Origin of the sequence: Pseudomonas fluorescens (assembly GCF_001307275.1) — a bacterium.
GTDB lineage: Bacteria > Pseudomonadota > Gammaproteobacteria > Pseudomonadales > Pseudomonadaceae > Aquipseudomonas > Aquipseudomonas fluorescens_AA.
Map to the genome: position 1 here is coordinate 2,370,646 of NZ_CP012831.1, position 19,902 is coordinate 2,390,547.

Annotated in this window: 14 protein-coding genes and 1 pseudogene; 2 read left to right on the plus strand and 13 right to left on the minus strand. The window is 62.5% G+C overall.

What is annotated here, in order from left to right; translation table 11 throughout:
* Positions 1 to 10 precede the first annotated feature (10 nt).
* Genes AO356_RS10510 through AO356_RS10520 form a run of 3 tightly spaced genes read right to left on the minus strand, consistent with a single transcriptional unit; the run spans position 11 to position 4,204 of the window.
* On the minus strand, positions 11 to 2,107 hold the full coding sequence (locus AO356_RS10510) for a biotin/lipoyl-binding protein (RefSeq protein ID WP_060739729.1): 2,097 nt from the start codon (positions 2,105 to 2,107) through the stop codon (positions 11 to 13).
* A 1-nt stretch (position 2,108) separates the two neighbouring features.
* Positions 2,109 to 3,428 (minus strand): efflux RND transporter periplasmic adaptor subunit, encoded by a 1,320-nt coding sequence (locus tag AO356_RS10515; RefSeq protein WP_060739730.1) that lies wholly within the window; start codon positions 3,426 to 3,428, stop codon positions 2,109 to 2,111.
* Positions 3,425 to 4,204: an efflux RND transporter periplasmic adaptor subunit gene (locus AO356_RS10520; protein ID WP_060739731.1), complete on the minus strand. Its 780-nt coding sequence runs from the start codon at positions 4,202 to 4,204 to the stop codon at positions 3,425 to 3,427. Before AO356_RS10520 ends, AO356_RS10515 begins: the two co-directional genes overlap by 4 nt.
* Positions 4,205 to 4,679: 475 nt before the next feature.
* On the opposite strand from AO356_RS10520, the gene AO356_RS10525 reads away from it, so the two are divergent.
* Positions 4,680 to 5,369: an NYN domain-containing protein gene (locus AO356_RS10525; protein ID WP_060739732.1), complete on the plus strand. Its 690-nt coding sequence runs from the start codon at positions 4,680 to 4,682 to the stop codon at positions 5,367 to 5,369.
* Here the strand turns inward: AO356_RS10525 and AO356_RS10530 are convergent.
* Genes AO356_RS10530 through AO356_RS10540 form a run of 3 tightly spaced genes read right to left on the minus strand, consistent with a single transcriptional unit; the run spans position 5,350 to position 9,733 of the window.
* Complete coding sequence (locus AO356_RS10530; protein WP_060739733.1) at positions 5,350 to 7,800, minus strand: alpha/beta fold hydrolase; 2,451 nt, start codon at positions 7,798 to 7,800, stop codon at positions 5,350 to 5,352. The two genes, AO356_RS10525 and AO356_RS10530, sit on opposite strands and share 20 nt — an antisense overlap.
* Positions 7,801 to 7,809: 9 nt before the next feature.
* Positions 7,810 to 9,252: a TIGR01777 family oxidoreductase gene (locus tag AO356_RS10535; RefSeq protein WP_060739734.1), complete on the minus strand. Its 1,443-nt coding sequence runs from the start codon at positions 9,250 to 9,252 to the stop codon at positions 7,810 to 7,812.
* Positions 9,245 to 9,733 (minus strand): hypothetical protein, encoded by a 489-nt coding sequence (locus AO356_RS10540; RefSeq protein WP_060739735.1) that lies wholly within the window; start codon positions 9,731 to 9,733, stop codon positions 9,245 to 9,247. Before AO356_RS10540 ends, AO356_RS10535 begins: the two co-directional genes overlap by 8 nt.
* 405 nt (positions 9,734 to 10,138) lie before the next feature.
* On the opposite strand from AO356_RS10540, the pseudogene AO356_RS30815 reads away from it, so the two are divergent.
* A pseudogene (locus AO356_RS30815) lies at positions 10,139 to 10,508 on the plus strand (DUF6124 family protein).
* A 288-nt stretch (positions 10,509 to 10,796) separates the two neighbouring features.
* On the opposite strand, the gene AO356_RS10550 reads toward AO356_RS30815, so the two are convergent.
* The 7 genes from AO356_RS10550 to AO356_RS10580 all read right to left on the minus strand — a co-directional run bounded on the left by AO356_RS10550 (position 10,797) and on the right by AO356_RS10580 (position 19,759).
* Entirely contained in the window at positions 10,797 to 11,663 is an 867-nt protein-coding gene (locus tag AO356_RS10550; protein WP_060739737.1) for an ABC transporter permease, read from the minus strand.
* Positions 11,664 to 11,674: 11 nt separating this feature from the next.
* Positions 11,675 to 12,535 carry an ABC transporter ATP-binding protein gene (locus AO356_RS10555; protein ID WP_060739738.1) on the minus strand — a complete coding sequence of 287 codons (861 nt, stop codon included), beginning with the start codon at positions 12,533 to 12,535 and terminating at the stop codon, positions 11,675 to 11,677.
* A gap of 5 nt (positions 12,536 to 12,540) precedes the next feature.
* Complete coding sequence (locus AO356_RS10560; protein WP_060739739.1) at positions 12,541 to 13,566, minus strand: ABC transporter substrate-binding protein; 1,026 nt, start codon at positions 13,564 to 13,566, stop codon at positions 12,541 to 12,543.
* Between the two features lie 37 nt (positions 13,567 to 13,603).
* Entirely contained in the window at positions 13,604 to 14,506 is a 903-nt protein-coding gene (locus tag AO356_RS10565; RefSeq protein ID WP_060739740.1) for a TauD/TfdA dioxygenase family protein, read from the minus strand.
* Positions 14,507 to 14,858: 352 nt separating this feature from the next.
* Positions 14,859 to 16,226: an HlyD family type I secretion periplasmic adaptor subunit gene (locus AO356_RS10570; RefSeq protein ID WP_060739741.1), complete on the minus strand. Its 1,368-nt coding sequence runs from the start codon at positions 16,224 to 16,226 to the stop codon at positions 14,859 to 14,861.
* Positions 16,216 to 18,372, minus strand: coding sequence for a type I secretion system permease/ATPase (locus AO356_RS10575; protein WP_060743097.1), 2,157 nt, complete (start codon positions 18,370 to 18,372; stop codon positions 16,216 to 16,218). The genes AO356_RS10570 and AO356_RS10575 overlap by 11 nt, the downstream gene beginning before the upstream one ends.
* A gap of 37 nt (positions 18,373 to 18,409) precedes the next feature.
* Positions 18,410 to 19,759, minus strand: coding sequence for a TolC family outer membrane protein (locus AO356_RS10580; RefSeq protein WP_060739742.1), 1,350 nt, complete (start codon positions 19,757 to 19,759; stop codon positions 18,410 to 18,412).
* Positions 19,760 to 19,902: the final 143 nt, after the last annotated feature.

A 19,902-nucleotide genomic window follows, 5' to 3' on the forward strand; every position in this document is an offset into this window, starting at 1 on the left:
CTCCCTAGGACTAGAACCCGCTTTCCCTGACACCTAACGCCGCCAACCGTCGCCAGGCCGCTCCCAACACCGACTCGCCCTTGCCCTGCAACACCGCCACGCCACGCAGCGGCTGCGCCGGAGCGGACGCGTCGTCCACTGCACTCAGCCGCACACCGTACTGAGCCTGTACCGGCTCGGCCCGTTGCTGCGAATCGCGGCGCACCGCAATCGGCCCATGGTGGTCGGACGTCAACGCTTGTTGTTCGACCCAGGCCACGCCGTTGGTGTCGATTTCATTCAACTGCACGGCAATCGACGTGTGCATCGGATCGTCCGCGATGAACCGTCCCGTGGCACCCGGCCCGACCCGCCAAAGCTCGGCTTCGGTGAGGTACCCGCGCAACCGCGAATCGGTCTGCACCACCCGCGCCAGCACCTGCGTCGGTGACAGCCAGCGCCCTACCGACAGTTGCGGCAACACGTCGCGCACCTGGCCGGCATGGGGCGCACGCAACAACAGGCGTTCACGCTGGGCCACCAGGCCCCGGTGCTCGGCCACCGCTTCGGCCAGTTGCTGTTCGATGATGCCGGCGTCGGCCGCGGTTTCGCTGCGCCCGGCCTGACGGCGCATCTGCAACTGCTGGATCTGGATTTCCCGGCGCACGATGGCCAGGCGCGAGGTCATGTCCGGCGATTCCAGTTCAATCAATACATCGCCCTGGGCCACGGTCTGGCCGTCGTGCACATTCACCTGCTTGACCCGTGCCGCCACGGGCGCATGCAAGGCACTGGCCCGCCCGGCCTCGAGCATGGCCGGCACTTCCACCGCACTGCGCCAGGGCAACAGCAACGCCAACAGCAACGCCAGCAACACCAGGCCGCTCAGGAGCATCCGCCCACCGCGGGCTTGCTCACGGCGACTCCACCATTGCCGCCACTCACTCACGATGGGCATAAAAATGAACCACACCAATTCCACCATCATCAGAAAAATGCCCAGCACCTTGAAGAACAGGTGATAGACCGCCAGGGCAATCCCGAAAAACAACAATGCCCGCCACAGCCAGGAGCCGTATCCCCAGACCAGCAAACGCCGGCGCATCTTCGGCGACCAGGGTTCCGGCGCCGCCGCGCCATAACCGAACAAGGCTTCGCGCAGGCGCCAGCGGCACAGGGCGAACGCCCGCCCCTGCAGGTTATCCACCGCCCAGAAATCACTGAGCAGGAAATACCCGTCAAAACGCATGAAAGGGTTCAAATTGATGATCAGCGTGGTGATCCAGGTGGCGCTGGCGAGCATGAACGCCGCGGTGCGTGCCGGCCCGTCAGGCAGCAGCGACCAGGCCAGCAGCGCGATGCACGCCAGCAGCAATTCGGCCAGGACTCCGCCGGCACCGATCAGCAACCGTGCGCGACGATCGTTGATCCGCCAGGCGTCGCTGACGTCGGTATAGAACATCGGCAACAGCACCATGAACGCCACGCCCATGCTTTGCACACGACAACCGGCGCGCTTGGCCATGAAGGCATGGCCGAACTCATGGCACAGCTTGGCGAAGAGCAACGCCGCCCCGAAGGCCAGCGCACCGCCCAGGCTGAACAGGTGCGGAAACGTCGCGATGAAGCGCTGCCAGTCCCGCGACACCAGGAAGATGCCGAGACCCAGGGTCAGCGGCAGGCCATAGCGCAGTATTCCGGGGCCGAACCGCGCCAACCAGGGCCAGGCCCGGTTGAGAAAGGCGTCCGGGCGCCACAGCGGTATACGAAAAAACAGGTATTGATGCAGCAGGATCTGCCACAGGCTCTGGCGTTGTGCAGCGGTCTTGAAGAGGTAACTGTCGCGCTGTTGTGGGTCCATCGCGCTGATCAGGTCATGGCCGCGCAGGAAACCCAGCAGTTGCTCCAGCGACTCGCCATTGAGCGGCAGGCCCGGCTCGCGGTTTGCGGCTTGCAGCACCTGTTCCGGATCGCCCAGGGACCAATGCCGCAACATGCGCATTGCTGCCGCGCCAAGCTTGAAATAGCGCCCGCGCACCGGATCGGCCAAGGTCCACTGCGGCGAACCGTCCGGGTCCGGCGCCGCCGGGGACAATTGCAGGTCCGGCCGCAGGCTCGGCAAGTCCATGCTACAGGCCTACGCTCTGGCGCAGGCCGGCCAGTGGCCGACGCAACAGGTACAACGCCAGCGGCGCGCGGTCGCCAAAGACCTTCGCCGTGCCCCGCAGGCCGATGCGAGGCGCCGTGGCATCGAAACGCGCGTCCAACCGGTACGCCAGCTGCCCGGCGGCGGTAGGTTGCGCTTCATAGGCCGAGCGCTCGAGCCAGGCCAGGTGCCGCTGCAACGGGTCGCTGTCGAGGAACAACGCCACTTGCGCACCAGGCTCCAGGGCTATCGCGTCGCCCACCGCCAATTCAATACGCAGCTCGGCCTGGTTCGGGTCGGCGATTTCCATCAGTCGCTCGCCAGTCTGCACGGGCTTGCCGAGCCAGCGCTCGGCGTCGGCGAACACCGCAATGCCGTCGCGCTCGGCGCGTACTTCGCTGCGCTTGAGCAATTCAAGCGCGTAGTTGCGCTCGGCGCGTTTCTGTTCGACGCGGGCGGCCAGCAAGTCAATCTTCGAACTGGATTCGGCGTCGGCAAACGAGCGCTGGGAATTGGCCTTGAGTTCGGCCTCGGCCACGCCCAACGCACGCTCGGCCACATCGGCCTGGGCCTTGAGGCTGGTGCTTTCGAAACGCAGCAACAGGTCGCCGTTCTTGACGGTCTGGTTGGGCTTGACCAGGAACTCGGCGATCACCCCATCCAACGGCGCCGCCACTACCTGCCCGCCCAGCGGCACCACTTCGGCCGGGGCCAACACGGACTGGCGCACCGGGATCAGCAAGCCCAGCAGCAACACCGCCACCAGGGCGACCTGGCGCTTGCGCGTCCAACGCAGGCGCCACGGCTTGCGCGGTTGCAGCGCCAGCCACGCATGGCTGTAGGTGTCCCCCAGTTGCGACAGCAGCACTTGTTCGGGAGGGGTCCAGGGCAAGTCCCGGGCCAGCCACAAACCGCCGAATACCTGGCCCTGATGATCGATCAACGGCAGCCAGAACACTTGGCCGGCGGACAGGCTTTGCCAGTCCGCCCGGACGGATTCACTCACCCCATCGGCGGCGATCACCCGAGCCTGATTCAACAGGCCCTGTTTGAATAGCTGCGCCACCGCCTGCTCGACAAATGCCACGAATGGCGCATTCGGCTCCACGGTACTGACGCCGGTCACCGCCTGGACCTTGCCGGCGATCAACAACGCGGCATGACGAAAGCCGAACAGGGCCTGGCCGTCATTGACCAGGCTGTAGCTCAATTGTGCCGGCGTTCGTGCGGCCCGGGTCTGGCGTTCAAGGTCAAGGAAGCGGGCAAACACCTGCTCGGCGCTGCCCGATACCGGCGCGTTCACTTGGGCTCCGCGAAACGCGCCGTGCCGCTCATGCCGGACAGCAGGCCGCTGGCATCCGGCACGCTCGCCACCAGCAACAGGGTCTGGCTGCCCTCGTCGATGCGCGCGCCCAGGCGCTTGACCGTCGCTTGCAACGGCTTGCCGGTTTCATCGGGGACGAAGGTAAAGGGCTGGCCAGGCTTGAGCCGGTCCATCCAGCGTGAAGGCACCAACAGGTGGATCTCCAGGGTGCGGTTGTCGACCACATCGAGCAACGGCGCGCCGGCCGCCACGCTTTCATAGCGCTGGACCTTGCGCGCCACCACTTGCCCGTCGAAGGGCGCGATCACGCTGCAACGCTTGACCTGAACCTGGTACACCTGGGATTGGGCCTGAGCCTCGCTGAGCCGGGCCTCGGCCCGCGAGACCTCAAAGCGCCCGACCGATTTCAACTCCGCCAATTGCCGATTATGCGCCAGCTCTTCACCGGCCCCCCGGCTTGCCGCCTGGGCCGCGTTGAGCTGGGCCTGATAGGCCGAGCAATCGAACCGCGCCAGGGTATCGCCCTTCTTGAACGACTCACCCTCGCTGAACGGCAACTCGACGATGCGCCCGGCCAACTCGCTGGCCAGCACCGCCTGGTCTCGCGCCCGAAGCACCCCACGCGCCTCATTGCCACTCGGCGCACTGGCCGTGACACCGCTTTCCAGCAGAGGATCGTCCGCGACAGGCGTTTGCGCCTGCACGCCGCACGTTACAAAGGTCAATCCCACAACCCAACTACTCAAACGTCCCATGCCGTTACTCCCTGACGGATGGGCGGAGTCTACGACAGCGGTGGGGGGCGTCAAGGGAGTAGCGGTCAGGAGTGAGAAAACTCTTGTTTCAAAAAACTGAAAAACAGTAAAAAACGCTTGGTTTTTTTACTGAGGTATATCCGTAATAAATCCCACAGTGATTTAGGAAAATCCGTTCATTCAAAACAGTACCGAGCGATGGATTATTTGTGTCACTCAACCGCTACCGTTCCGTTGGACAAAGGCTGAAATAATCGCTGACAAACCGAGCCAGAAACGCCTTGACCCTTCGTCCTCAATGCACACAAAACTCAGTCCGCCGGTGCCGGAGCTTATTTACCCATGGTTGACGTAGCGTCAACCCAGGCTTAGGATTCGCTCACTGCTCAACCTCGTACGCAGAGATTAAATTCTCTGGCCGTTGGGGTGAAAACACCGGCTTCGGCCGGTTTTTTCGTTTCTGGGGATTGAGTTTGTGCGCACCGCTTTTTTCGTTGACGGTTATAACGTTTTTTATGGGTTGCTCGCCGGCACGCCCTACAAATGGCTGAACCTGGCGCAGCTATTGACACACATAGCCCACGTCGAGAATCCCCAGAGCTCACTCGCGTCCGTTGATTACTTCACGTCTTCCGTCAAACCGGAACTGGCAACGCGCGGAATCATTTCCAAAGAGGCTCAAGATTCATATGTCCGCGCGCTAAAGGCCAGCAAAGTCGCCGTACATTACGGACGCCATCAGCTCGAACGCGCCAACGCCCCTCGCTTTGTCAGCAGGAAGATCGGGGCCTCACGCCAGGACACGGTCGCTATTTGGAAGCTGGAAGAAAAGGAAACCGACGTTCATATTGCGATCAGCATGTATCGCACGGCCTCAAGACAAGAAACATTGCCGTGGGAGAAGCGTATCGAACAGCTCGTGCTGGTTTCGGGTGACACCGACATGGCTCCAGCCTTGAGGGCTATTCGAGAAGATTATCCTCACTTGAAAATCGGCGTTGTACTCCCCTATCGGGCTGGATCTAAACGCTTGGCGCCCGGCTCCTTAAAAGAGCACGCCCATTGGATGCGCCGCGTTGTCACTTGCGACGAACTCCAATCGCACCAGTTCCCCAACCGAGTGCCCACGCACAAAGCCCCCGCCATCAAGCCGGACTATTGGTAGCAACCAACGTCAACTCACCATCCCGATACACCACCTCACGCCCCAGCCACGTCACATCCACCTGCGGCAGCACCGCCGAGGGTTTGCGCAGCTCACGCAGCAGCGTCGAGCCGTGGGACAAACGCCCACCCATTCGCGCAATCACGGCCCGGGCGCTTTGATAGTGTGCATGGCGACCAGGGTCCAGGGTGTCTTCCAACAAAATGTCCTCGCCCAGAATCCCCTGGGCCTGCCCCGGATAAATCATGAAGCCGCTGGCCTGCTCGGTGCCTTCACGACCGTCCTGCCAGAAGCTGCCATCGCGGGTACGGATGTCCGGGTGCGGCGCGAACCAATGCCCTCGGTCAGCCGTCGGCATGGCGTGGTGCAGGCGAAAGAACATCCGCATCAGGTTGTCGCGATACCATTCGCGCACTTGCAGGTAGTAACCACGCAAGCCCGGCAGGCCGGTCGAATGAGCCAGGCGAATCGCCAGGGGCCATTGTGGAAAGGCCTGCAAGGGCAACTCGGTTGGTGCTGGGCGTGGCGTCGCCGGGTCGGTCTCCCAGGGCAGGCGATGGGGGCTGTGTTCAAGGTCGTCATAGGCGGTCGGCGGTCGCCCCAACAGGTCGCCGCCACTGCTGGCCAAGGCGCTGGCGATGCACAGGTTGCCCTGCACCACAAACACATAGAAGCGGGTGAACCAGTCGGCCAATTGCTGGCCGTCGACGCCTTGTGTGGTCAGTTCGTGCAGCTCTTGGTCAAAACGTCGCAAGCCGTTTTCCAACGTCAGCAAATGCCCACGGGCGATGCGTTGCATGCGCAGGAACAACGGTAGCGAGCGCAACAGGCGCAGTGGCCGCCAAGGCAGGTGCGGCGTCGCGCCGCCGACCTCGCCGGCATAGCTGCTGGCACTGATGCCCCAGTCGGCCAGCCGGGCGAGAAACAGATCATTGTTGATGTACGACGCGCCGCCAAACACCGCCGTGAACGGCTCGTTGTCCTGCAACACCCGCGAATCCCAGCGTGCCATGATCGCCGGAATGCTCGCCGCCGCACGGCGCTGGGCGTATTCCACCAAGGCGCTGGGTTGCGGCGGCAGGATCTCGGCGATGTTGGCGGCGGTCAGGTGGCGGCGCCAGCCATAGTCGCTGATCGGCCGGTATTGCAGCAGCCACAGCTGAGTGCCGTCCCAGGCCCATTCAACGTCGCCGGGCACATAGTGGAAGACCCGCAGCACGCCTTGCAGGAAACGCCACAGCACGTCTTCGGTCAGGCCATGGGCGGGCTTGAATGTGCCGCTGCTCCATGACTCGCCGAGGCAGGAAAGGATCGCCCGCTCGGGGCTCACCTGACCATCGGCCAACGACTCCAGATGACCTTCGACCCACTCCAGCTCGACGGATAGGTGGCGCACGAAGGCGATCCCCGACAACCGCGGCGTGATGAAGCGCTGGACCACCACTTCCTCGACACCCGCCGCCGTCAACTCGGCAATGCGCACTGGCACGTTGTGCGTCGGTTCACGCAGGAACGTGGTGCTCAGGCCGGCATTCGCCGCATCGGCCTGATCTTCGCCATAACTGGAGGAACGCACGGCCCAGATAGCGTCCGGCTGGCTCTTCAAAAAACCTGGTAAGCGCGGATCATGACAGTCGTTGAGCGACAGCGCCGCAGGCACCGCTTGCCCGGCCAGCTCCGCCAGGCACAAGCGCCCACCCTTGGTGTGCGCAACGAACCCACGCTCGCCGGACTCCAGCCATGCGGCGAACTCGGCCGGGGAGTCGATCCACGGGTAGTGACCCCAGCCGGGTTTCAGGCTGATGGTCAGATCGGCACGGGCCAGAATGGCGGACCAGGCCGCCGCTTGGGCGACGCCCAGCACCTTGTCCTGATCACCCCACACCAGTTCGACCGGGTCGGTGATCCATTCCAGCAGTGGCAACGCGGTGTCCGCACGCAGTTGATCCCAGAGCGGCACAAAGGCGCGGCAGCGAGCATACCCGGCGCCCATGCGTTGGTATTGCGCGGACGTCCAGGTCTGGCGGGAGAATTTGTGGGCAAACAGCGTCGGCTTATTCGAGAGCAACCAGTGAATGGTCTTGCGAATCGGCAACGGCGACATCAACGCCGGCAATCGTCGCTGCCACAAAAACGCGCCCACCGGCGCCAGCAACACGCTGCGGCAAAAGTGTCCCGGCTGACGTTGCAGCGCATGCAGCACCAGCAACGCACTCACCCCCACCGCCATGATCGCGCTGCCCTTGACCGTCGCCGCCAGCAACGCCTGGGCGTAGGCCGCCAGGTCTTCGCAAGGGGCTTGAGGGTTGTTGCCGAAGCCGGGCAATTCCAGCGGCACCACGTCGTGGTGTTGAAAATGCGGCAACGCGTCGTCCCACCAATCGGCGGCGCTACCGTTGCCGGCCAGCAGGTACATCCGGGGCTTGCTCATGGACGGTCCTCAGGCCAGGTCGCGCAGGGCAGCGTCGAGGGTCGGGTAACGGAACGTGTAACCAGCCTCGACGAGACGATTGGGCACCACGCGCTGGCCGTCGAAAAACAACTGGGCCATCTCACCCGCCAGGGCACGCACCGGCGCGGCTGGGATGTGGAACCACACCGGACGCTTGAGCACCTTGCCGACGCGTTCGGCGAACAGCGCCTGACTGACGGTTTCCGGCGCCACCAGGTTGTAGGTGCCGCTCAGGCTTTCGTCATCGAACGCACGGGCGATCACTTGGATGACATCGTCGCGGTGCACCCAACTCATGATTTGCCGACCATCGCCCATCCGCCCGCCGAACCCCAGGCGAAACGGAATCAGCAACGGCAGCAGCGCACCGCCGGGGCCGAACACCACGCCCAGGCGCATCACCACCTGGCGCACGCCCAGCTCGGTGGCGGGCAGCGCTGAAGCCTCCCAACGCGCGCAGAGTTCAGCCATGAAGCCCTCGCCCCGGGTGGCGCTTTCATCGAGGCTCTCGCTGGCATCACGCACGCCGTAGAAACCGATGGCCGAGGCCTGAATCCACAACACGGGCTTATGCCGGGCGTTCTTCAACCACGTCATCAGCGCATGGGTGGTATTGACCCGGCTGGCGATGAGTTGCGCCTGGCGCTTGGGGCTCCAGCGCGGCCCGGCCACCGGCGCACCCGCCAGGTTGATCACAACGTCGAAGGTTTCGTCATGGCCCAGCTTGCCCAACGAACGCAGGCACCGGGCACGGCCATCGAACAGATAGGCCGCTTTCAAGGGATCGCGGGCCAGCACGCTGACCGTGTGCCCGGCGTCGAGCAATTGGTTGACCAGGGCCTCGCCGATAAACCCGGTGCCTCCCGTCACCAGCACGCGCTTATAGGCACCGCCCGCGAATGGATTGGCCGGTCGGCCTTGACGCTGCATGCGCAATGCCGCTAACCCATCACGAATCCCCGAGGCCGTGACGCCGATGGCGAACAAGGTCAGCAGCCAGCCGCGCCAGCCGAAATCGATCGCAACCAGGCCGGTCGGCAAACTCGCCCACTGCGCCAGTTGCACACCGTACAGCGCGAAAAACGCCCCGCCGTTGACCGCCAGCACCGTGTGCATGATGCGCTCGATGGCGGGCAACTTGCGGGTCCGGTCCTCGACCACGAAATCCCAGAGCGTCAGGCCGATCTCCAGCGCGAACAGCAAGCCAATGACAATCGCCCACGTCCCCTGGAAGGCCAGGTGCGCCATGCCCAGGAACAGAATCCCGTAGAAACACGAACGCAGGGCGTGGATGGAGAGTTCCAGGCGAGCACTGTGGCGATAGGGCAAGGCGACGGTGAGTTCGTGGTGATACAGGGTATCCAGCGCTCCCAGGATCGCCTGGGCGATCAACAGCGTGATGGCCCAGTCCAGCAGGGAAAAGTCAGGCATGCGTTGAATCACTCGGCGCGTGGTCAGTCAGGGAGGTGCGGCGGTCGTGGCGATAGAGCCAGAACAGCGGCGGCAGTAACAGCAGCAGCGCGAAACCGTCGAGCCACAAGTGCGACCAGACCCGCGCCTGGGCGGAAATCAACATGTCCTGGGGCGCCCAGAGCAGGATGCCGGCGATTATCCAGGCCCAAGGCATGGCGCTTTTCAGTCGATTGCCGATGTGCACGAGGGCGAACATGTACAACGCGTAGCTTTGCAACGTGGCGCCAAACAAGGCCAGCCACCAGACCTGCTGTGCGCTGGCCGTCGCGGGCACTGCGGCGGCGCCCCAGAAGGCCTGTTCGATGCTCTGCAGATAGCCATCGAGCAAGCCCGAATGGCCTGCCCAGCTCAGGGTGATGCCGGCAAGCAGATGCATCAGGGCGGCAGCATAAAGCCAAGCGACCATGGCTTTGCGAAGGGGGCTTTGAGGGACTGGCATTCCGTGTCCTGAAGGCTTGCTGGAGGGTCGCAAGTCTAATGGAAAAGGAGGTGGCTTTATCTGGCTATTTGGATTGGGTGCACTCGTACAGTTGGGTCCTAGGAGATTTCCTTCAAGTTGTAGCGATATTGGTGAACTTGTCCGGCTTCGGGCCCGCCGCTAGTCTGAGTTTGTCACTGAAAAAACGGTGACACGGACGTGCAAGTCCGGGTACAACAACCGAATCATAATGCCTCCGGCCATTTATGGTGCATTCGTGCCCGCGTTTTATGGCGGCTGTGTTCGGGAGACTCTCAAGGTCTGCCGGGGTTTTGGTATGGTTACCCGGTCTTGCACACTCGCTCACAGCTGCCACCTTCCATCGCGTGCAAGCGATTCAAAGTGGTTCTCCAATGGAAACCTACCATGTTCAAACCTACACCTAACCCTCCCCCCGTCTCACCTGACACCCGCGCTGAGACCCCAGAGTCCAAAAAGCTCGACGAAGCCGCCCAACGCGCCCTCGACTACTACCTCAATCCCACCGACCGATGAAGCCTCTGGCAAAACCCAAACCGCCCACCTCTTCATGGTCGCCCCGGACATCGACACCGAAACCCTGCTGGCCAATGCCTCCGAAGACCTGCTGTCCATCAGCGCCATCGCCGCCGACCTGGCGGATGACGTTGAAGGCAGTCGTCACAGTGTCATCCTGGCGATCAGCCGCATGGCTGATGGCGTGCATTTATTGGTGGAGCGGGCGATGGATCGGCTTGAGGTCCAGGCTTCGGGCTGACATTCCTGTGGTGGATTGAAAACCGCCATCGCGAGCAAGCTCGCTCCCACAGTTAAACAGTGTTGACCTCAATTTTTCGGTTCTACACAAATCCAGTGTGGGAGCGAGCTTGCTCGCGATGACGCCAGCCCAGACAACCCAGAATCCGTGGCGAGGGAGCTTGCTCCCGCTCGACTGCGCAGCAGTCGCAAAACCAGACAACGCGGTCAGGCTGAAGAAACCCAGGGGCCTGCTTCGCAGGCCAGCGGGAGCAAGCTCCCTCGCCACAGGGTTCATTCACTCCACCGATCAGCGCTGCATCCCCCAACGCTTCACCGTCACCCGCTCCAGGCTGTCGAACACCAGGTTCTCCACCAGCAACCCGATCAAAATCACCACCGCCAACCCGGCAAACACCTTGTCGGTGTACAGCTCGTTGCGGTTCTGGAAGATGTACCAGCCCAGGCCGCCCTTGCCGCTGGTGGCGCCGAACACCAGTTCGGCGGCGATCAGGGTGCGCCAGGCGAAGGCCCAGCCGATCTTCAGCCCGGCGAGAATCGACGGCAGCGCCGCCGGGATCAGGATGAACAGCACAAAACGCAGGCCCCGCAGCCCATAGTTGCGCCCGGCCATGCGCAGCGTTTCCGACACACCGAGAAACCCCGAATACATGTTCAACGCCAGCGCCCACAACACCGAATGCACCAGCACAAAAATCAGGCTGTTCTGCCCCAGGCCGAACCACAGCAGCGCCAACGGCAACAGGGCGATGGCCGGCAGCGGATTGAACATCGACGTCAACGTGCTGAGCAGGTCGCGGCCCAACTGCGTCGACACCGCCAAGGTGGTCAAGCCAAACGCCAGGATGATGCCCAGTAGATAGCCCTTGAGCAGCACCACCAGGGAAATCCACACCTTGCCCAACAGCTCGCCGCTGAGCAAACCGTCGTACAACGCGCTGGCGGTCTGCAAGAAGCTCGGCAGCAGCAGGTCGTTGTTCTGGTAACGCGCCACGCCCTCCCACACCACCGCCAGCAATAACAGGATCAAACTTTTGCGCAGCCAACCCTGTTGCCAGAGGCGCTGGCCCAAGGGCAACTCGCGCTCCAAGGGCACGTGGGTCAAAGGTTGCAGATCGACTTCGTATTCTTCGCGCGCAGGCGATAACTGACTCATGAAAGGTCCCCTTAATACGCAATACGGATGTCGGTGAAATCCAGCTCATGCTCGGTTTCAGGCGGCTGACCTTCATTGAACAGCAATCCATGAATCCGCCGGGCCGTGTGCTGGAACCCCACGCCGCCGAGGCTGTGCAGATCGTATTGATGGCTGTGGATTTCCGCCCGGACCCTTCCTGGATGTGGCGATAACAGCAGGATGCGATTGCCCACCACCAATGCTTCTTCGATGGAGTGGGTGACGAACAGCAGGGTGAAACGCACCTCTTCCCAGAGCAGCAGCAGTTCTTCCTGCATCTTGCGTCGGGTCAGGGCATCGAGGGCGGCGAAAGGCTCGTCCATCAAGAGGATTTTCGGCTGCATCGCCAGCGCCCGGGCAATCGCGACGCGAGCTTTCATGCCCCCGGACAACGTGTGAGGGTAGGCATCGGCAAACGCCGCCAGGCCCACTTTGTCGAGGTAATGCAGCGCCCGCTCCTCGGCCTCGCGACGCTTGAGGGTGCCGGACGCCAGCAGCGCGAACATCACGTTCTGCTTGACGGTTTTCCACGGTGGCAGTTGGTCGAACTCCTGGAACACCACGATCCGGTCCGGTCCCGGCGCGTTGACGGTTTGGCCTTGCAAGCGAATCTCGCCTTCGCACGGCGTGATGAAGCCACCAATGGCCTTGAGCAAGGTGGACTTGCCGCACCCGGACGGGCCAAGCAAAACAAAACGGTCCGCAGGGTCGACTTCGAAACTCACTTGGTGGGTGGCCCGCACCACCCGCTGCGGGGTGCGGTATTCCAAGCTGACGTTATCCACCGACAACAATGCCGTGTCGGTGCGGGTGGGGTTGCTGGCCGCGTGGCCTTGCAAAAGCGCGTTCATGACAATCAGCTCCCCTGCAACGGTTTGGCGTCCTGGAAGAAATAATCTTCCCACGACGCCGGCTTGTTCTTGATGGCGCCGACGCGGTAGAGGAATTCCGCCAGCGGGTAGGTGTTTTTCGGGGTGACGGTGAATTCGATCTGCGGGTTGTCGATGATTTTCAACAAGGTCGCCCGGTCGATCTTGGCCTTGGTCACCCGCAGGTAGGTGTCCGCCGCCGCACCTTTGTCCTTCTGGGCGAACTCGGCCGCTTCGGTCAGCGCCTCGACGAACGCCTTGTAGGTTTTCGGATTCTCATCGCGGAATTTCTCGGTGGCGAACAGCACCGTGGGCGAGTTTGGCCCGAGCACGTCATAGGAGTTGAGTACCACATGGACGTTGGGGTTTTGCAGGGCCTGGTCCTGGAACGGCGGGTTGGAAAAATGCCCGGTCAACTCGGTGCCGCCGGCAATCAACGCCGCCGTGGCGTCCGGGTGCGGGACGGCCAAGGTGTACTTGTCGAGGCGATTGAAGTCCTTGTCGCCCCACTGCTTGGCGGCGGCGTATTGCAGGAAACGCGACTGCACCGAAACTCCCACCGCGGGCACCGCGATGCGGTCCTTCTCGGTGAAGTCGGCAATGGTCTTGACGTTGGGGTTGTTGCTCAACAGGTAATAGGGAAAGTTGCCCAACGAGGCCACGGCCTTGACGTTCTGCTTGCCACGGGTGCGGTCCCAGACGGTCAACAACGGCCCGACGCCGGCTCCGGCAATGTCGATGGAACCCGACAGCAATGCATCGTTGACCGCCGCCCCGCCGGACAGTTGGGTCCAATCGACCTTGATGTCGATGCCCTCTTCCTTGCCGTGCTTCTCGATCAATTGCTGGTCGCGGACCACGTTCAGCAACAGGTAAACGATGCCGAACTGCTCGGCGATCCGAATCTCGCCTTCGGCGTGGGCGCTGGCCGGCGCGACCAGGCTGCCGGCCAGCAAACTGAAGCCCAGGCCGATGGCGGCGGCCAGCGGTGCAAAAGCAATGCGTTTGGACATGGTGATTCTCCGGGCTCTTTGCGCGAGGCGCAGCCGATCAGAAAGGGGCGTCGCCCTGGATGGTGGTGCGATACAGCTTGCGGCGCAGATGGCTCGGGCAACCGGCAGCCAGGTGGATCAGCGAGCGGTTGTCCCAGAACACCAAGTCATGGGGCTGCCATTGATGGCGATAGATGTTTTGAGGCAACACGCTGTGGGCATACAACTCCGTCAGGATGGCTTTGCTTTCATCCTCCGGCAGGCCGACGATGCGGGTGGTGAACCCCTCGCTGACGAACAATGCCTTGCGCCCGGTTTCCGGGTGGGTGCGGACGATGGGGTGCACGACCTCGGCCACCTGGGCCAGTTGCTCCGGCGTCAACGTCGGGCGCCAGTTGCCTTCGAATTTGGTTTCGCTGTAACGCGCGGTGTAGGAATGCGCCGCCGAACGGCCCTCGACCGCTTTACGCAGCGTTTCGGGCAAACCGTCCCAGGCCTTGTGCATGTCGGCAAACAGCGTGTCGCCGCCTTCGCTCGGCAGTTCCTGGGCGTGGAGCATCGAGCCCAGGCTGGGCAGTTCCTTATAGGAAAGGTCCGAATGCCAGAACTTGCCTGCATCGCCCAGGCCGATGGATTGGCCGTTTTCGATGATGTTGGAAACGATGAGGATTTCCGGATGCCCGGTCAGCAGGAACTGCTTGAGCACATGGATTTGCAACACGCCAAAACGGCGGCTGAAGGCGATGTGCTGTTCGGGGGTGATGCGCTGGTCGCGGAACACCACGACGTGATAGTCCAGGTGCGCGCGATGGATGCGGGCGAAATCCTGGTCGTTGATGGGCCGGGACAGGTCCAGCCCAACGATCTCGGCACCGACGGCATCGCGAAACGGGAAGATTGCGAACGACTGCGGCGCGATGGGCGCGGCATTTGAATCTGGAGAAAAAGAGACGGCTGGCATACATCACTCCCACGCACGGCGCGCTTCAATGGGCGCGCAATCGATCAAAACTCACGGGGTTACCGTGTTGGTTTATGTCGTGCGGCGTGCCGATTGGTCGGCAGGTACGCAGGGGGATGACTTTAAGGGTATAAGAATTGAAATTTAAATACCGTTAATGAATAACGATATGGCGTTTAGCTCAGGTGGCAGAAACTGTGGGAGCGAGCTTGCTCGCGATGGCGGTGTGTCAGCGACAGATAGGTGTCTGACCTGGTGCCATCGCGAGCAAGCTCGCTCCCACAAGGGGGTTCGGCACCACAAAAGCTATCCAGCCACCGATTGGCGGCTGTGGAGGACACAGGCTTGAAAACTAGCGCTCGTGCAACGCCTCGGACCGGGCCTTGATGATCGGTTTGAGCAGGTAGCTGAGCACGGTTTTCTTGCCGGTGATGATGTCCACCGACGCCACCATCCCAGGGATGATCAGCAAGGGTTTTTCAGGCGTGCCCAGGTGGCTGCGTTCGGTGCGCAGCTTGATGATGTAGTAGGTGGTTTTCTTGTCTTCATCGGTGATGGTGTCGGCGCCGATCTGTTCCAGCTTGGCTTTCATCCCGCCGTAGATGGTGTAGTCGTACGCGGTGAATTTCACCGTGGCGTCCTGGCCGGGGTGCAGGAAGGCGATGTCCTGGGGACGGATTTTCGCTTCCACCAGAATGGTGTCGTCCAGCGGCACGATTTCCACCAGGTCGCTGCCGGGCTGGATCACGCCGCCGATGGTGTTCACCAGCAATTTATTGACAATGCCGCGCACCGGCGACGTCACCAGGGTCCGGCTCACCCGGTCTTCCAGGGCCTTGCCGGTGGCCTGGGCCTTGTTCAGGTCGGTGCGGGCTTCGTTGAGCTGGGTCAGGGCTTCGCTGCGGAACTTGCCGCGGGTCTCGTCGATCTTGCGCTGCACTTCCTTGATCGCCGATTCGGCGCGGGGGATCGCCAGCGTCGTGGCGTCCAGTTGCCCACGGGTCTCGACTTCGGCGCGCTTGAGCCGCAGCACTTCTACCGGCGACACCGCGCCCTGGGCCACCAGCGGCTCGGACATGTTGATTTCCTGGCGTTGCAGCGCCAGGCCGGAGCGGTACTGCGCCTGCTTGGACACGAACTCGCGCAGTTCCTGCTGGCGCTGGATCAACTGCTCCTGCAAGCCGCCGATTTCATCGTGCAACTGCTGGCGGCGGCTGATGTACAGCGACTCTTCGCTGGCCGCCTGGCCCGGCACCGCCTTGAGTACATCGGCCGGGAAGTTCAGCGGCCGGTCATCGACTTCGGCGCTCAGGCGCTCGACCCGCAACAACATGGACAGCCGATCAGCCTCGGTTTCGCCGACGTTGGAGACAAACCGTGTGTCGTCCAGGCGAATCAACGACGCGCCGACGTCGACGATCTGCCCTTCCTTGACGAACAGCTCAGCGACGATGCCGCCTTCCAGGTTCTGGATTTTCTGGATCTTGGACGATGGGATCGCCTTGCCGTCGCCCTTGGTCACTTCGTCGATCTCGGCGAAGTTGGCCCACAGCATCAGGAATACAAAGAAGCCGATGATGCCCCAGATCGTCAAACGCACCACCCGGGGAGCGTCCTCGATCAGGGCTTTGTTGACCTCGGGCAGCGGTTGGCCGTGCAGCGAGTCGGAACCTTTGAAATAGCGGCCCACGCCGCCCTTTAAACCTGGCTTAAGCAACACTGATCTGCCCCTTCTTCAGCGCTTCCATGACAGCGGCTTTCGGGCCATCGGCGAGGATCTGTCCACGGTCGATCACCAGCAGGCGATCCACCAGCGACAGCAAGGATGCCCGGTGCGTCACCAACAGCACGGTCTTGTTTTCCACCACGGCGGCCAGGCGCTGCTTCAAGCGTTCTTCACCGGTGTTGTCCATGGCGCTGGTGGGTTCGTCCAGCAGCAGGATGGGCGGGTTGAGCAACAGCGCGCGGGCCAGGGCGACGTTCTGGCGCTGGCCGCCGGACAGGTTCTGCCCGCGCTCGCCGACTTGCAGTTCATAGCCTTGCGGATGCAGACGGGCGAATTCGTGCACGCCCGCCAGTTCAGCGGCCTGGAGCACCAGTTCGTCTTCGACGTAACGGGCGCCGGAGGTCAGGTTGTCCCGCAGGGTGCCGGCCAGCAGCTGGATGTCCTGGGGCACGTAGCCAATGTTGTAGCGCAGCTCGCTGACGTCGATCTGGCGGATGTCCACGCCGTCCACCAGCAAGGCACCGTCGTCAGGCTGATACAGGCCCACCAGCAATTTGGCGAGGGAGCTTTTGCCCGAACCGCTGCGACCGATGATGCCGATTTTCTCGCCGGGCTTGATCACCAGGTTGATGTTTTTCAGCGCGGCGTTCTGCTGGTTCGGGTAGGTGAAGTTCAACTGACGGCATTCAATGGCGCCCTGCAACACCTTGCGGCTGAGGGGGCGCTCGTCGAAATTGCGCTCCTGGGGCAGCTCCATCATCTGGTCGACCGAGGTCATGGTCACCCGCGCCTGCTGATAGCGGGTCAACAGGCCCGACAGCGACGCCAGTGGGCTGAGGGCGCGGCCGCTGAGCATGTAGCAGGCAACCAGCCCGCCCATGCTCAGGTTGCCGGCGATGATCAGGTAAACGCCGAAGACGATCATGATCACCCCGGCCAATTGCTGGATCAGCAAGGTGATGTTCATTGCCAGCCCGGACAGCATCTTCACCCGCAGTTCGAGGCGACTGAGGGTGCCGATGGTCTGTTCCCACTGGTATTGACGCTCGCTCTCGGCGTTGTTGACCTTCACCGCGTCCAGGCCGGCCAGGGTCTCGATCAGGCTGGACTGGCGCTCGGCGCCCAGGGCCATGGTGCGCTCCATGGTCGCCACCAGGGGCTTCTGCAACGCATAGCCGATCAGCAGGGCAATCGGGAACGCCAGCACCGGAATCCACACCAGGTGCCCACCGATAATCGCAATGACCATGAAGATCAGCAGGGTGAACGGCAAGTCGATCAGGCTGGTGAGGGTCAGCGAAGCGAGGAAGTCCCGCAGGCTCTGGAACTCATGGATGTTCTGGGCAAAGCTGCCGACCCGCGCCGGGCGGTACTTCATGGACATGCCGACGATGCGTTCGAACAGCGTCGCCGAGATGATCAGGTCGGTTTTCTTGCCCGCCAGGTCCAGGCACAGGCTGCGCAGCATCTTGAGGATCAGGTCGAACACATAGGCGCCGGTGATACCGACAGCCAGCACCCACAGGGTCGATTCGGCCTGGTTCGGCACCACGCGGTCGTAGACGTTCATCACGAACAGTGGCGCGGCCATGGCGATGATGTTGATCAGCAGGCTCGCGGCGATGGCATCGGCGTACAGCCAGCGGGACCGTTTGAGGGTGTCGCGAAACCACGAACGCGCCCGGGGAATGAGCGTGCCGTGGTTGACGTCAAATTTATGCTGCGGTTGGGCGAAGAACACCTTGCCGCTGTAGTCGTCCGCCAGCAGTTCGCGGCTGACGGTCACCTCACCGCCGTCGCTTTCGCTGAGCAGCAGCCGCGCCTGGTCGTCACCGACCCAGCCCAGCAGCACGGCGCTGCGGCCGTCTTTGAGCAGCAACAGCGCCGGCATGGCGATGGTCGGGATCTGCTCGAGCCTGCGTTGCAGCACCCGGCCTTGCAGGCCGGCACGGGCCGCCGCGCGCGACAATAATTCGACGCTCAGCCGTTGCTTGGGCAGTGGCAGGCCAGTGGTGAGCATCGCTGCGCTGGCCGGCTTCTGATGCAGCATGCAGAGCGCCAGGAGACCGTCCAGCAGCGGGTCGTCGTGCAGCGTGCGCGGGTCATGAACTAGTTCGACTGGACTGACTTCTGATTCCACGCTCGGCACTCTGACTGATTAAAACGGGTGGTAGGACTCAATTCATCCCAGGCAATTGAACCTTGGGCTTCATGTCGTTCTGCACAACCGATGCCAACGGTGCGACCACACCCTGGCTTTTCAACAGCTGGCCCATGGTTGCCTTGATCCGGTACTGGGTGAACAGCTGCACATTCTTGATTTCCGCCAGGCGACGGGAAGCGCTGAACAGCTCGTTTTCGCTGTCGAGCAAGTCGAGCAGGGTCCGCTCGCCGAGGCTGAACTGCTTCTGGTAGGCGGTGCGCACATTGGCGCTGCGATCCACGTATTGCTGGGCGACCGGCACCTGGGCGTTAGCGTTGTTCAAGGCGTTCCAGGCCAGGCCCAGCTCTTCGTTCAACTGGCGCAGCGCGTTGTTGCGGATGTCCAGGGCCTGGTTGGACAGGTACGACTTGGATTCCAGGTCGGCCTTGTTGCTGCCACCGGCATACAGGTTGAAACGCATGCGCAGCATGGCCTGCCACTCGTTGTTGTGGCCGTTCTGACCGTCCAGGTCGTTGTCGGCCGTGCGACCCAACTCGGCGTCGAAACGTGGGTAGAAGCTCGACTTGGCGGCTTCGTACTGTTGCTCGGCGGCGGCGATGTCGGCTTCGGCCGAACGCAGCACCGGGCTGTTTTCCAGCATCTGGGCGCGGGCTTCGGTCAGGTTGGCCGGCAACAGCGCCAGAAAATCGGCGGGACGTTCCAGTTGATCGGGCAGTTGGCCCACGGCGCTGAGGTAGTTGGTCTCGGCGTCGGCCAGGTTGGTCTGTTCGGTGATCAGGTTGTTGCGGGCCTGGGCCATGCGCGCTTCGGCCTGGTCCAGGTCGGCGCCGCTGCCCACGCCGCGGGAGGTGCGCAGCTTGATCTGGTCGAAGATACGTTCGTGGCTCTTGAGGTTTTCCTCGGCCAGGCGCACGAACTCACGACGGGTCAGCACATCCAGGTAAACCTGGGCCACCGTCAGACCGGTGCGTTCGGAAGCGTCCAGCAACGAGTAGGCACGGGCATTGACGGTGGCTTGTTGACGCCCCACTTCGCTGGACGTCGCAAAACCGTCAAAAACCATTTGTGACAGGCGCAGGCTCGACTCGCTGCGGTTCAGGGTTTCCCAATGGTTGTTGCCGCCTGACCGAGTGGTGACGCTGTCAGTGCCTTCACGGCCATACCCGGCTGCAAGGTCCACTCTAGGCAGGTAGCCGCCCTTGGCCGCCTTGAGTTGGTAATCCGCCGCGAGACGACTGTTCACACCGGCCTGGATTTCAGGATGGACATCCAGCGCCTGTTGCATGGCCTGCGGCAAGGTTTGTGCTTGTACGAAGCTGGCGGCGAGGGCGAAGGGTAAAGCCATGAACAAGTGCGGACGCATGGTGGTTTTTTCCTGAAACTCTTGTCTTGAATCACAGCGAAACGTGGCGCTGCATCGGATGATGGCAACCGGAATGACCGTATGTCGGAAAGTTCGAAACAAGAACTGGATCAAGCACCGAAAGGACAGGTCGCCGCTTAAAT